This window comes from Thalassobacillus hwangdonensis (assembly GCF_042675915.1).
Lineage (GTDB): Bacteria > Bacillota > Bacilli > Bacillales > Halobacillaceae > Thalassobacillus_A > Thalassobacillus_A hwangdonensis.
This window is the reverse complement of record NZ_JBHTKL010000001.1, coordinates 371224-385867: the sequence shown is the minus strand read 5'-3', so window position 1 is coordinate 385867 and position 14644 is coordinate 371224. Positions and strand designations below refer to the sequence as shown.

Genomic DNA, 14644 nt, shown 5'->3' with positions numbered 1-14644 from the left:
GATGCCTTTTTGAATCATTGATCATTCAACTAAAAATAAATATTCCTTGCCACCCCATAACAGCAGGACAACAATCTGATTTTCTCCAGTTACCAAATGAAGTTGATGGATCACTCTGCCCTCCTTGTCCTTCGTATCGATCCATAAATCCATTGGCGCGAATAATGTTAACGGACCATAAACATTCGAAAATAAGAGCTCTGGCAGTTCATCCCCATACACAGCTTTTGGATAAATGCTCCCGTTATCAGACTTAAAATTCATCAAGTAGAAATTCGTTTCACCTTTTGGGGGCTTATTAAGCGAAAATTGCTCTAACTGTATTTCTTTTTCGTTCTCATAAATCACAAAAAAGGCATTAGCTCTCTTTTCAATTAAGAACCCTGACCTTTTCACATCCTCATGAATGACTTCCATTTCTCCTGGAGCTGGCCCCTGATTAACCTTATAAGGTGAAGCATTGAATAAATAACAATATCCAAACGGGAGTTTTCTTCCTTCCATCCATCTCCCTCCTCTTATATAGGTTTATTCATCTATCGCTTGAAAAAATTCATCAGAAAAACTTGGCTTGCACCTAAACCCTTTAACAAAATTAAACATTCAAATAATAAAAAACTCATGGCTTCACTTCTTAAGCCATGAGTTGAATACATATCTGTTCTTTCCAAGTTTTTTCGCAGCATATAATGCATCATCCGCTTTAATTTGTACGGTTTCGATATCATTACCATCATCCGGATAAATGCTGATTCCGATACTGAACGAGAAATTCACTTCTACTCCATCTATATGGAAAGGCTGATTCATCTTGTTTAATATGCGGTCCGCAATATCTTCTGCCTGACCATTACATTGAAGTTGTGGAACTAAAATAGCGAATTCATCTCCTCCAAGACGGGCAACGAAATCTTTGTCTCTAATACTGGAGACGATCCGTTTTGCAACCATTTGAAGCAGTGCATCACCCACTCGATGACCGTAGGTATCATTTACATCTTTGAAACGATCCCCATCCAGATACAACAATGCGAATTTCGAGTTTTGTTCTTTATCTATTGCCTCTTTCCATTCTGAAAGTCTGCGCTCCATGACCCTGCGGTTGGAAAGAGAAGTCAGATAATCCGTGTAAGCAAGTTTCTTCAATTTCGTCTCCGCTTCTTTCCGTTGGGTGATGTCCCGTGCTGATGAGATGATTCTACCGGATAATTGCTCATCACTTTCTACATAAATGAAGTGGGATTCCACCCAGATCGGCTCTTTATCTTGTCGGTACATTCTGAATTCAAGGCGCTCCTTGTTATGTTCCAAATCCAAGCTGTTAATGACAGCCCTAACTTCTTCGCGATCTTCTTCCACTATCGTAGTGAAGAAATCGTTTCCTTCTACCTTCTCTTCAGAAAACCCGAGCAGGAACTTGTGTGAAGGAGATACATATCGAAGCAGACCGTTCGAATCCATCATACTGATAAGATCCTGAGAGTGTTCAGCTATTAAGCGGTATCTTTCTTCAGATATCAACAATTGCCGTTTGGTCTGCATTTTTTCTGTTATGTCATCAATGATCATGACTACACCAATCCATTCACCAGATTCATTAGAAATTGCAGTCAAATGGATTGAAGTTTCGATTCTTCTGTTGTGACTGTCATAAAAAGTGGTTTCAAATCGCTGCAACTGCTCCCCAGCCTTGATTCTGGCATATAAACCTTCAAATTCTTCCTCCAAGCGAGGCTGGAGATCTGCCAACCGTGTTTCATATGTATCGATCCGTTTCAGCCCCATCATCTGATAGAATGCTTCATTGACCCGTACGATGCGTTGTTCCATATCCAAAAACACAAACGCTTCCTCGGTATTTTCTATGAAGGAAGAAAGGATACGCTGCGTATTTTTCACCTTAGGTGAATCGGCAGAAATGGTCGTCAGGTTCTTGGTCACCCCGATAATATATGTAATCGTATGTAGATCATTGAAAATTGGAATCAATGTAGTCTCCGCTTTATATTGAACAGTTGGAAAAATGACATCATCTTTATAAGACAGCTTCTTCTGTTCACGTATCACTTGTTGGTATTTTTCGTTAAGGAAAGCAGCAGCGTTGGAAGGAATCGTTTCGTCCAGGGATTTACCTAAATCTTTGACACTCAGTCTTGCTAATTCAAACCCGGATTCATTTATGTAGTCATAGATGAACCGTCCTTCTTCTACTTTCATCAAAAATACACAATCAGACAAAGTTTCCCCCATCAATTTCAATGCTTGTAATGATTGTTCATGTAAACCGGTCGTTTCTGTTAGCATACTATTCCCTCTCTCATTACCTCTCCTTACTAATTGTATCGAACAATCCGCAACTTTTCTATGTAAAACCGTATCTTAATCAGGTAAATATCTGCCATGATTACACTCCTCTTGAATCAAAGCTTACTAATCCATCAATGTGCGAACTTTGATGGATAGTATTGTACAATGCTTGAACCATTCATATAAAATGGAAGTACATAAATAAAGGAGTTCACGCTAATGACGGAATGGATTTATAAAGGCTTCATCTTTTGGTATCTATGTGGTGTAATCCTGCTGACATTCGATCTTCTTCCTCCTTTCCTTGAATGGGCGAATGCTGTCTTTCTTATTTTGGCAGGCACCTTGGCAGTCATCTATTTTATCAAATCCTATGGTAAATGGATCGGTTTTACATACAGTCTGATCATTTTCTATCTCTCCATCTATGTCGAACATCTTGGAGTGGAATATGATTTCCTTTTCGGTTCCTACCATTACACCGACAACTTCGGCATGATGATCTTTGGCGTGCCGATAACCATCGGATTTGCCTGGTTGTTGATCATGGGCTGTTCCCATGAACTTGCCAGAGGAATCACCAGCCAGATGCCTGAACGAGCCAAACCCATCATCTTCGTCCTGATAGGTTCACTTATTGCAGTAACGATGGACTTGATTCTTGACCCTGTTTCCTACTTGATTAAGGAATATTGGATATGGCATGATTCTGGACTCTATTACGGTATACCATTTTCCAATTTCTCTGGGTGGTTTTGGCTTGCGGCACTTTTACATGCACTCTTCTTTCTACTTCGAAAAATCAAAAAAGGGCCATCGTTGGACACACAATGGCAGTTCCGTATGGGATATTTGTTTCTTGCCATCAATGGAATGTTCTGCCTGATTGCACTGACTGGAGGACTGGTTGGTGCAGTACTGCTTGTAGTGGGTCTAAGCATCCTATGGTACTTCCTTTACTTAAAATGGAGATGATCGACATTGATTCCAGCAAATAAAAGCAGACTGATCGAATGGGGGTTCAAACGCTTCAACCGCTTTTTCCTGAACCACCATTTCCAAAGTATCCATCTGCTTCAGGAGTCCCGAAATATTTATCCGCAAAAAACGTTATATTTAGTAAATCATTCAAGCTGGTGGGATCCGCTCGTCATCTATTATTTGAATGACAAGCTTATCAAGTCTGATGGGTATGGAATGATGCATGAGAATGGGATAGAACGCTTCCCTTTCTTCAAAAAAATCGGAGCATTTTCGATTAATCCCGATAAGCCTAAAGACATGATCCATTCCATCAACTATGCGGTTGAACGGCTTAATGGTGGCACGGTATGGATTTTCCCCCAAGGGAAGGAGAGGCACAATGACATCCGGCCTCTCGGTTTCCAGTCTGGTGTTGCCCATATTATAAGAAAACAACCTGATATCCGAATTGTGCCGTTATCCATCACCTATACAATCGGACATACACGCAAACCTGATATTCATCTTCTGCTCGGTAATGAAATTCCAATCGGAGGCACGTTACTGGAAGACAAGCGGCAGTTGACCTCCTACCTTGAAGAAAGATGCATCGCCCAACTCGATTACCTGAAGGAGCGGACGATTTCAGAGAACATGGAAGATTTCATCAAATTGTGAACAAGGAGGAAGCTACCCGTGACATACTTATACGTTTTACTGATTCTTCTGCTTGCAATGAACAGTTGGGTCTTCCTTAATAGTCTCTTCTTGTTGAATTTGAAAAAAGCAGGACAGATGGACCAAGCTCCGCTTGTTTCCCTGCTCGTGCCTTTGAGAAATGAAGAACGCAACGTACCTGAATTGATTGCATCATTGAAGCGGATCACCTATCCCAATATAGAATTCCTGCTATTGGACGATCATTCAGAAGATCGTACCCAATCCTTATTGCAGAAGCATTGCGAACAGGATAAACGATTCAAGATAGTGAGGGGAAAGGCACTGCCAGAGGGATGGAATGGTAAAGTACATGCATGCCACCAGCTTTCCGAATATGCAGATGGTCGGTATTACCTTTTCCTTGATGCAGATGCAAGGGTTTCTCCGAAGATTATCGAGAGAAGCCTGGCAACGTTATGGAAATATGAAGCAAAAATGCTGAGTGGGTTTCCGAATTATCCGACCAATCACCTGCTTGCTCATTTGCTGGTTCCCTTACAGCACATGATCATTTTTCTCCATCTTCCATTGGCGGTAGCGAACTTCACAAAGCGTCCGCCGTTCACAGCTGCATGCGGCATCTTCATTTTTGCAGAGCGCGAAGCTTACGAGAAAATCGGCGGTCATCGCTCCGTCAAAAACTCACTGGTAGAAGATGTACATTTAGCAAGACGGATGAAGCAAAGCGGCTTTAAAATGATCCTCGTGAATATAACCGATGCAGTAGTTTCATACATGTATGAATCCTCAAGAGAGACTTGGGCCGGTTTCAAAAAAAACATCTATAGTGGATTAGGCAGATCGCCGCTCATGGTAATGATCCTCACGATTTTCTATAGTGTTGTATTTCTCCTTCCTTTCCCTTTGATGCTGTATGGAATCATCACGTTCGAGTTATTCCTGATTCTTCCGTATGTATTGAATGTGATGATGAAAATGTTCATGGACTGGAAGAGTGGACATCCTTTATGGCTTTCTTTCTTGCTTCCTTTTTCCATCCTTGCACTGATCGCCATCATGCTTACATCCATGTTCGTCGATATTAGAGGTAAATCCTACACATGGAAAGGAAGGTCATACCAATGACAAGGACAATCATCATAGGTGCAGGGTTAGGCGGACTATCTTCTGCCGTTTACCTTGCAAAAGCAGGCCATCATGTACAAGTATTCGAAAAGAACGATCATTTCGGTGGAAAAATGATGGATGTGAAGCTAGGCAGTTATTCGTTCGATTTCGGCCCAAATACGATCACCATGCCACATGTATTCCAGGATGTCATCCGTACAGCAGGCCTTGACCCGAACAAAGAAATTCCGATGATAAAACTGACAGATCATACTCGGAATGAATTTTCGGATGGTACGCATTTCGACTTTTCCACGGACTACCAAACGATGAGAAATGAACTGGCACGCGTGGATCCTGGAAATGCCAAGAACCTTGATCGATTCCTGCAGGATATTGAAAAGCTGTATCAATTATCGAACAAACACTTCCTCCACCGGACGTTCAACAGCTGGAGAAACTATCTTTCACTTCCATTGGCAGGAGCGTTTATGCAGGTAAAGCCACACATGAGTATGGCAAGCTTTTTCAACAAGTATTTCGACCACCCTCATATCCTGCAATCACTGAACCGATATTCCACGTATGTCGGGTCCAACCCTTACATCGCACCTGCAACGTTTGCCATGATCGCGCACCTGGAGTGGAATCAAGGTGTCTTTTACACCAAGGGTGGAAATACGAGAATTGCCGAAGCATTTGTAAAGTCCGCCAAAGCAGCAGGAGTCGAACTGTACTCAAATTCCAAAGTGACGCAGCTGCTTACGGAAGGAAAAGAAGTTACAGGCGTCATGCTTGAGGATGGCTCGCAGCATAAAGCAGACCACGTCATTTTGAACGGAGACCTGCTGCATGCGCTGCCTAGACTCCTGAGTGAAGAGAACAGGAAGGAATGGTCAGATAAAAGAATCAACAAGATGACAGCTTCAACCTCCGCCTTTGTCATCATGGCAGGATTGGATCGCAGATTTGATAAGCTGAAACACCACCATGTCTTTTTCTCATCCGACTATGAAAGGGAATTCAGGCAGTTGGAATCAGGCAGATATGCAGATGATCCTACCATCTATGTATGCACTTCATCAAAGTCAGATCCATCTGTTTCTCCTGACGGTGACAATCTTTTCATTCTTGTCAATACACCACCTATTTCAACTGGCGATCCCAACTATAGCAAACAAACATATCGGAAACTGATTTTCAATCGACTTAAAGAATTCGGATTGGATATAGAAGATGCCATCGTCGAAGAACTTCTAATGGCACCCGAAGACATCCAGGACAAGTTCGGGGCATTCAAGGGTTCCATATACGGCCCTGCATCGAATAACCGTATGCAATCCTTCCTACGGCCCTTCAACCAGTCCTCTGATTTCGAAAATCTTCATTTTACAGGAGGAAGCACACATCCAGGTGGCGGTTCACCAATGGTAGTATTGAGCGGGAAAAATGTAGCAGCTGCCATTTTAGGCAAGCTCGAATCAATTGAAATATAAAAAAGCAAATTATTGCATCTTCGCAATAATTTGCTTTTTAGTTTCTTCATCTACAAAATTCCGCTCCCGGAACACCTGGTACCCATTCCCTCTGACAGAATTCAGAATAGCCCGATACATGAACGCCGCTCCTTTCACGGGAATTCTGGAATAAACCGGATAAGCGGATATCGAAGTCATCGCACGAGCATAGTAGTCTTCTGCATCAGTAGCAAGTTCTTCCCAAACGTTGATGAAGGCTTCCGTTACTTCGCCATTTCTCAGACTATCCATACTGCACCCATGCTTCAGTAACGTCTCCATCGGCAAGTACATACGCTTCCGCTGCATATCTTCTCCAATATCACGGAGGATGTTCGTTATTTGCATCGCATAACCGAGTTCGATTGCTCCCTGTCTCACTTCTTTTTCTTTTCCTGGTGCAATGACAGGAAGCAGCATGAGGCCCACCGTGCTTGCTACATGATAGGAATAATCGAGCAATTCCTCTTTGGTTGCGATGGAGATGGGATATAAATCCTTACGTTGTCCTTTGATCATGTCAATAAACGGCTGCTCATCCATTTCGAACTGATGAAACACATCCCGTAATGCAATCCACATCGGTTTGCCACCTGGAACTTCGCCAACAAGAAATCGGTTGAATTCACACTCGAACACGGCAAGCTCAGTTACCGGATTTGTCCCTTCATCGACAATATCATCCACTTTCCTGCAAAACGCATAAATTGCCCAGACAGCTTTTCTCTGTTGTTTAGGAAGTGCAGAAAAAGCTTTCGAGAAAGTTTTTGAATGGTGTTCCATGACTTCACGGCAATAATCATAGGAAGCTTGCAAGTTATTCATACGTTTACACCTCTTTCATTCAGCGGTTGATCAATCGTCTCTTTGAGCAGGTGGTCAGCTAGAAGCTTGGCCCCTTGCATTACGATGGGGACACCGCCACCAGGGTGGATGGATGCACCAACTGCATATAGTTCGTCAATCGCATATGGCTTCAACTGAGGACGGAAAACGCCGGATTGCAATAAGGTAGGTGCAATACCGAAACTTCCTCCTTCAAACAACCCGTCTTCTTTTGCATCTTCTGGGGTACGGATGTCCATCCATTCGATGTGCTTCCTCAAGTCAGGGAACCCTCTACGTTCCATCTCATCTATTATCTTCTCTACGAACATGTGCTTTTCCTTTTTCCAATCGATCTGGGCGTTTGCTGGAACAGGGACGAGTGTGTAAAGTACACCTTTCCCTTCCGGCGCTAATGTTTCGTCAATGATTGAAGGGTGGAACGTATAGAAAGATGGATCCTCAGGCAGTACTTGCGTGTCAAACACCTGCTCCATATGCTTGTCAAAATTTTCAGACATGAAAAATTTATGGATGGTTTCATCGTGATATACTTTATCGAGCCCCATATAAAGCAGCATGCATCCAGAAGAAGGCGTGTACTTTCTCTTTGATTGAACCGTTTCATCAACTAAATGGTTCATCATTGGAAAATCGCCGTTCATGATCACTTTATCAAAGTGCTTTCGTTCACCATTAACAGTGATGCCACGACATGTCTTTTGTTCAATATTGACTTGCTCCACATTGCTGGAAATGTGTATTGCTACTCCTCTTTCTTCCAGCTCGTCCTTAAGTATCTGGATGAGACTTGCATATCCACCTTTCAAATACCAGATTCCATGCGCATGCTCACTATAGGAAACGAGTGAATACATTGCTGGAGAATAGTTCGGGTGTCCCCCTATATATAATGTTTGTAATGTGTAGGCATCTACAAGCTTCGGGTGGCTGAAATACGTCTCGGTCATCCTCCTCACATTCTGGTAAGCTTTCAGCTTCAGAAGCGTACTTAGATTTTTGCCTGTGAAGAAGGAAAGCTTATTCGTGAACGATCGCTCAAGGAAGCTTCGACGTCCATCCGTAAATCGAACGCTCATATCTTCCATGAACCTTCGGAACCCTTGCTCTTCTCCAGGAAACGTTTGATTCAATTCTTCGACCTGCCGTTCAATATCTGCATATTTACGATAAACCTGCCCATCAGGATAATGGATATGATAGAGTGGATTACATGCCATCAAAGGCAGTCTTTCTTTAGGGATGCCTCCCTCTTCCAAAATGCTGGTCAGCATGTCAGGTAAGAGAATGATGGTGGGTCCTTTGTCGATCTTGTAGCCATTCTTTTCAACAAAATCCATCCTTCCTCCAACTTTATCCTGTTTTTCAAAGATGGATATTTTGAATTCACCTTGTTTGGATAATAGCAGAGCCGTTACTAACCCACCGATTCCACCACCCACTATTGCGATTTCCTTCTTTTTCATGTGACCACCTCCCGCTTTGACTTCATAATCCAGTCCGTTGTGATCCTAGCAGATTCCAATATAGTGGGAAGACCGCTGCCAGGGTGTGTCCCACCACCGACCAGCCAGCAGTGTTCCAGCTCATTAAATTTGTTATGAGGCCGGAAATACATCATTTGTGACAACTGATGCCCCAGACTGAAAGTAGCACCTTCATATACTGAAAAATCTTGCTGCCAATTGGATGGGGTCCACACCTTCTCTGTCACGATGGAAGCCCTTAGATCTTCAAACCCAGTCTTCTTCTCGATCGTATCGTAAATCATCTCCTTGAATGTATCGGCTTGTTCACTCCAATTGATGCCAGAACGATTATTGGGTACAGGAGCCAGTATATAAATCGCCGAGTGACCATCCGGTGCAAGGGTCGTATCACTGACACTCGGATTGTGAATATAAATGGATGGATCCTCCGACAGTTCGAATTTCCGTGTGATTTCTTCAACATTGCGTTTATAATCTTCAGAAAAGACAATAGTGTGGTGCGCTTCATCAAATTGGCGGTTGACACCGATGTAAATCATGAACGTCGAACATGAAAATTTTTTCTTGGCGAGTTTCTCCTCGGAATATGTCTTAAGCTTTGGGGCATCCACCAGTTTCGTCATTGCTTCAGCAAAATCAGCATTGATGATGACTTCATCTGCTTCGACTTGCTCACCATTTTCAAGATGGAGACCTGCTACGCGCTTCCCTTCTGTGATCAACTTTTTGACAGGGGAATCAAGGTGGATTGTTCCACCCAGTTCTTCCACGACCGTTGCCATCGCTTTGGATAATTGATTCAAACCACCGATTGGATGGTACACTCCATATTCATGTTCCATATAGGATAAAATTGAAAATGCTCCCGGACACTCCCATGGAGACATCCCCAAATATTTGGCCTGAAATGTGAAGGCGATCTTCAGCTCTTCCTCGGAAAAATACTCGGATAATACGTCGTATACGGTTTTTCCAAGCGAAAGGTTAGGCAATGCCTTCAATGTCCGGAGTCTTAGATAATCCGTCAAACGATGGTGCTTATTCTGTAGAAGAGGTAACAATGCCTGCATTTTCTTGCGATTATCTTCCATGAATCTTTCATAGCCACGTTCATTACCAGGGTAATACTTGCTTATCGTTTCTTTCATCTTGTCTGGATCCCGGTACATTGGAATTTTCTTTCCTTCGAACATCAGGGCATACATCGGGTCCAGTTCGATTAATGAGAGGTAATCATGCATATCCTTCCCTGCAGCCTCAAATACCTCTTCAAAGATATGAGGCATACTAAGAAACGTCGGACCGATATCGAATGTGTAGGGTCCAATCTTCCACGCACCATTCCTTCCCCCCACGAAAGACTGCTTTTCGTACACATTTACATCGTAGCCTTCTTTAGCTAAAATCATTGCAGCTGCGAGTCCGCCTGGTCCTGCTCCGATCACTGCTACCTTCATCATAAAATCAACCGCCTCTAATTATACAAATGTTATACATTTATTATACATAAATGAAAGATTTCTACAAACAATTAATGTGCAACAACAAACTTGGATTAAAAAGAAACATACAATGATGCAATGTAGAATACGGAAGGATAAATAAAAATGAGGAAAGTGGAAACCATAAAATCATACAGCTTATTCAAACGTTTATCTTAAATTAAACCTTACCATGGTTCATACTTTACAATGCAAGGAGGAAAGCTTGATGGACCGGATAAACTCAGAAAGTCAAATGGAAGAATACACGTCCTTCCCCCACCAGATCAACGCTCCAGTCGTTCCTGAAGAAAAGAAACAAAAGCCATTTGTCAATCCGTATGGCGTAACCATCGGAGACAGTTATTACGATTCCATGAATTCTCCTCTGAATCATTGGAGTGAAGAAATCGATCCGGCAATCATGTCAGGTTCAGAGTGGGTCCATCCGACAAACGACATTGGATGGAACACTTCTCATAACCGCAAATTGATGGAGACGAACTATTACGAAAAAAGGAAGAACTTTTCCCACCCTACTCATGATGTATCACAAGGGACAGATTGACCCCGACGAAATATCACAATATTGGGTGAATGACCATACACGAACGTACCGGTTGCATATTGTAGAAGTGTACCAACCGAGGAGGTGAGCGTTCATGTACGGAGGATACCCTTATGGCGGTTACGGTAGACCATGCTATTATCGAGGTGGCTACGGTAGCGGATTCGCGTTGATCGTTGTCTTGTTTATTTTGCTCATCATTGTAGGAGCAGCATTCTATTGCTGATGAAGCTACGTATAAAAAGTGTTGAAAAAGCACACAGGCCCATACCTGTGTGCTTTTTCAAATTAATTGACCATCCGATCCGAGAAAATACCTGGTATTTGTTTCGGAGGTAACGGCTTGCTATAAAAGAATCCCTGCATTTCATCACATTTTTCTTTCTTCAGAAATGCTAGTTGCTCCTCAGTCTCCACACCTTCAGCAATCACTTTCATATTGAGGGAGTGCGACATATGGATGATGGATTTCACAATTGCTTGATTCTGTTTTTTATTTTCCGTAATGAAAACTTTATCGATTTTAAGTTTACTTACCGGAAACCTGCTTAAATATTTCATGGAGGAATAACCTGTGCCAAAGTCATCGATAGAGACTTGAACGCCTAGTTCACGAAGTCCTTGAAGCGTCTTCAAGATGAATTCTTCATTGGACATCGCCATACTTTCAGTTATTTCCAGCTCCAGATATTCAGCATCCAGGCCAGTTTCTTTCAAAATCGTATGCACTTGTTCCACAAGGTTCTTCTGATGGAACTGCTTCGCAGATAGATTAACACCTACTACAATTGGAGGATGACCTTCCATCTGCCACTTTTTATTCTGCACACAAGCGTGTTTCAGCACCCAATGACCAATATCAATGATGAGACCTGTCTTTTCAGCCAATGGGATGAAGGTGCCAGGCGGAATATAACCTTTGATAGGATGGTTCCATCTCAACAAAGCCTCCATCCCGATCACTTCATTCGAATCAATGTTTTTCTGTGGCTGATAATGGATTTCGAATTGATTTTCTTTCAATGCTCTTCTTAATTCCGTCTCCATCGTCAGCATTGTCCGGAAGTTCTCAGAGATTGATGCATTGAACATTTTGAAGTCATTGCGACTGTCTTCTTTCGTTACATACATCGCACTGTCTGCCTGTTTGATCAATTCATTTGTGTTCTTTCCATGATCGGGGAACAAGCTGATGCCGATGCTGACCGACGTGAATAACTCAAACCCCTCCAGTTGGACAGGCTTTTCAAACAAAGTGATGACCCGCTTGGCAAACGCTTCTACTTCCGATTGTGCCTGTACACCTTTTTGCAAGATCAGGAATTCATCTCCTCCCATGCGGGCAAGAAACGTATCCTCATCAAGAACTGATTTCAACCGGTCTGCGCATGCTTTCAGCAGTTTATCTCCAAATGCATAGCCTAACGTATCATTGATCTGTTTGAAGTAGTCCAGATCAAGGAAATGGATCGCCAGCTTTTCATCCGCACCCACATTTCGGATGGCTTCATTGACTTTATTATTGAAGTAGTTACGATTCGGCAAGTCGGTAAGCTCATCATAATATGCCATGAATTCGATCCGACGTTCACTTTCCACTCGATCCGTCACATCGCGAATGATCGCTACTCTGAGAATTTTACCTTCATATGGATAAGGATGAGCCAGTACTTCCAGGTAGAAAGAAGTACCATCTTTTTTCAATCCCTTCAGCATATATGGTGTATCGGGATATTGATGAATCACCTCATCCAAATCATCCTGACTTTTCTTATCGATAAGGCCATAGACAGAACGATGTCGCATCTCTTCGATCTCATACCCGAACATCCTCGCAAACGTCTGATCGCAATCGATCACTTTACCTTCATCATGAATAACCATGCCTTCGTAACTGGCATTGATCAACTGATTGATATGCTGTTTCATTTCTTCGGTCTTTTCGGTTAGAGATACCGCATGCAACAACACGCAGTATAGTCCTTCCTTAAAATCTCCCATTTCCAGACACTTCAATTGAAAGAGCTGTTTCGTATCGTTTTTGATTTCCATCAACAGGTGTGTTTCTTTCTTCTCTTTTAAACGGTGGAAATCAAACAGGTCTTCCATTGTTACTTTACTGCCCTTCGTATAGCGGATCAATCGGAATGCAGCGGCATTTCCCTGGATGATCTCTCCTCGATCATTCACAAATAGGATTGCATCCTGTATATGATCCATAAGCCATTGATGAATGGGAAGATCCATCTCTATCTCTGGAATACTCATTGATTTCCCCCCTGGACGATCACCCCTAACCGATGATGACTCTTTCTTTCGGATAGTGGTATTTCCCTGACGTTTTATCTGATTTGAATGTAAATAAGAAGGTTAGAATACCGATTCTTCCAATAAACATCAGCATCATCAATACACATTTGCCGACAGTAGATAAATCCGGTGTAATCCCAAGTGACAATCCTACTGTACCGAAAGCAGATGTGACTTCAAAAATGATTTCATTAAGTGTAAATGGATCAGAAATCATCATGATGATTACTGCTGTGAAGCACGAAAGCATCGCCATGATAGTGACCACAACTGCCTTGATCAGATCATCATCATGGATTTCCCTGCGAAAAATTCTGATTCTCGTCTTTCCCCGGGCATAAGTCAAAATGAAAATGACTACCAATGCGAAGGTCGTTGTACGAATACCACCACCCACACTACTTGGTGATGCTCCAATGAACATCAAAGAGGACATGAAAAGTTGCGTATGTTCTGTGAATTGGTTGATGTCCATCGTTGCCAATCCACCACTTCTTGTCGTGACAGATTGGAAGAATGCATAAAAGAAGACTTCATGCCAAGACTTGTCTGCGAAAAAGTTATTCATTTCAAAAAGGATGATTACGAACATCCCGACAAGTATAAGCGCTAAAAATGTAAAACTTGTAAGTTTAGCGAACAAGGAAAACCTTATCGCCTGGGCTTCCGGGGCCTGTTTCGTCAAATATTCCTTCACTTCAATCAAGACCGGAAAACCGATTGCGCCTGAAATGATCAATAATATATTGATGAACTGCACAAAATAATCATCTTTGTATGGAATGAGCGAAGCTCCTGTAATATCAAAACCACCGTTGGTCATTGCACTCACAGATCCGAAGAATCCCTGCAAGTACGCTTCCCCAGGTGGATAGTATTGCAAAAAGTACGTACCAAGTGTCAAAAAGCCGATGAATTCGATGATCAATACTACGATGATAATCTGTTTGATCATATGGACGATTCCACTATACGTATTCTGATTCTGGTCAGTCATGATCAACCTTCGTTCTCGCAGGCCGATTTTCTTACCTAACAAGAGCCATAACGCTGTACCAAGCGTCATAACACCGATTCCTCCAAGTTGGAGGACGAATGCAAGGATGAAAATTCCCGGAGTACTGAACGTTTCTGAGATGTTCACGACTGTCAATCCAGTTACACTCACTGCACTTACTGCTGTAAAAAGAATATCGATAAACGCAAATTCTACTCCTGGCTGGTGCGCCACAGGTAAAGCCAGAAGAATGGTTGCAATCGTTACAGCAAACAAATAGAACAATGCAATCAGTTGAAATGGTGATAAGCCATTGATCCATCGAAGTTTGCGTTTTCTGACCCACATACTATTTCTCCTTTATTTGACAAACTCCT

General features: G+C 42.4%; 12 protein-coding genes and 1 pseudogene. 6 read left to right on the top strand and 7 right to left on the bottom strand.

The window, feature by feature from the left end; genetic code table 11:
• Positions 1-21: 21 nt before the first annotated feature.
• The gene (locus tag ACFQ2J_RS02060; protein WP_386056126.1) at positions 22-504 is read right to left on the bottom strand and encodes a hypothetical protein; all 483 of its coding nucleotides are present in this window, start codon (positions 502-504) and stop codon (positions 22-24) included.
• Between the two features lie 123 nt (positions 505-627).
• Positions 628-2304 carry a diguanylate cyclase domain-containing protein gene (locus tag ACFQ2J_RS02055; RefSeq protein ID WP_386056124.1) on the bottom strand — a complete coding sequence of 559 codons (1677 nt, stop codon included), beginning with the start codon at positions 2302-2304 and terminating at the stop codon, positions 628-630.
• Between the two features lie 222 nt (positions 2305-2526).
• Between ACFQ2J_RS02055 and ACFQ2J_RS02050 the strand changes: the two genes are divergently transcribed.
• Genes ACFQ2J_RS02050 through ACFQ2J_RS02035 form a run of 4 tightly spaced genes read left to right on the top strand, consistent with a single transcriptional unit; the run spans position 2527 to position 6554 of the window.
• Positions 2527-3282, top strand: a complete 756-nt coding sequence (locus tag ACFQ2J_RS02050) for a carotenoid biosynthesis protein (RefSeq protein WP_386056122.1) — start codon at positions 2527-2529, stop codon at positions 3280-3282.
• Between the two features lie 6 nt (positions 3283-3288).
• Positions 3289-3948 carry a lysophospholipid acyltransferase family protein gene (locus ACFQ2J_RS02045; protein ID WP_386056120.1) on the top strand — a complete coding sequence of 220 codons (660 nt, stop codon included), beginning with the start codon at positions 3289-3291 and terminating at the stop codon, positions 3946-3948.
• Positions 3949-3966: 18 nt separating this feature from the next.
• A complete protein-coding gene (locus tag ACFQ2J_RS02040) occupies positions 3967-5076 on the top strand; it encodes a glycosyltransferase (protein WP_386056119.1) in 1110 nt (369 codons plus the stop codon).
• A complete protein-coding gene (locus tag ACFQ2J_RS02035) occupies positions 5073-6554 on the top strand; it encodes a phytoene desaturase family protein (RefSeq protein WP_386056118.1) in 1482 nt (493 codons plus the stop codon). The genes ACFQ2J_RS02040 and ACFQ2J_RS02035 overlap by 4 nt, the downstream gene beginning before the upstream one ends.
• 9 nt (positions 6555-6563) lie before the next feature.
• Here the strand turns inward: ACFQ2J_RS02035 and ACFQ2J_RS02030 are convergent, their stop codons facing one another.
• Genes ACFQ2J_RS02030 through ACFQ2J_RS02020 form a run of 3 tightly spaced genes read right to left on the bottom strand, consistent with a single transcriptional unit; the run spans position 6564 to position 10368 of the window.
• Positions 6564-7400 carry a phytoene/squalene synthase family protein gene (locus ACFQ2J_RS02030; RefSeq protein ID WP_386056116.1) on the bottom strand — a complete coding sequence of 279 codons (837 nt, stop codon included), beginning with the start codon at positions 7398-7400 and terminating at the stop codon, positions 6564-6566.
• Entirely contained in the window at positions 7397-8887 is a 1491-nt protein-coding gene (locus ACFQ2J_RS02025) for a phytoene desaturase family protein (protein WP_386056115.1), read from the bottom strand. Before ACFQ2J_RS02025 ends, ACFQ2J_RS02030 begins: the two co-directional genes overlap by 4 nt.
• Complete coding sequence (locus ACFQ2J_RS02020) at positions 8884-10368, bottom strand: phytoene desaturase family protein (protein ID WP_386058301.1); 1485 nt, start codon at positions 10366-10368, stop codon at positions 8884-8886. The genes ACFQ2J_RS02025 and ACFQ2J_RS02020 overlap by 4 nt, the downstream gene beginning before the upstream one ends.
• A 253-nt stretch (positions 10369-10621) precedes the next feature.
• Here ACFQ2J_RS02020 and ACFQ2J_RS02015 point away from each other — a divergent pair, with 253 nt between their 5' ends.
• Complete coding sequence (locus tag ACFQ2J_RS02015) at positions 10622-10960, top strand: DUF3905 domain-containing protein (RefSeq protein ID WP_386056113.1); 339 nt, start codon at positions 10622-10624, stop codon at positions 10958-10960.
• Between the two features lie 145 nt (positions 10961-11105).
• Positions 11106-11186, top strand: a pseudogene (locus tag ACFQ2J_RS02010) (YjcZ family sporulation protein); the annotation flags it as partial.
• 62 nt (positions 11187-11248) lie between these two features.
• Here ACFQ2J_RS02010 and ACFQ2J_RS02005 read toward each other — a convergent pair.
• Positions 11249-13228 (bottom strand): EAL domain-containing protein, encoded by a 1980-nt coding sequence (locus ACFQ2J_RS02005; protein ID WP_386056111.1) that lies wholly within the window; start codon positions 13226-13228, stop codon positions 11249-11251.
• Between the two features lie 25 nt (positions 13229-13253).
• Entirely contained in the window at positions 13254-14615 is a 1362-nt protein-coding gene (locus ACFQ2J_RS02000; RefSeq protein ID WP_386056109.1) for a TrkH family potassium uptake protein, read from the bottom strand.
• Positions 14616-14644: the final 29 nt, after the last annotated feature.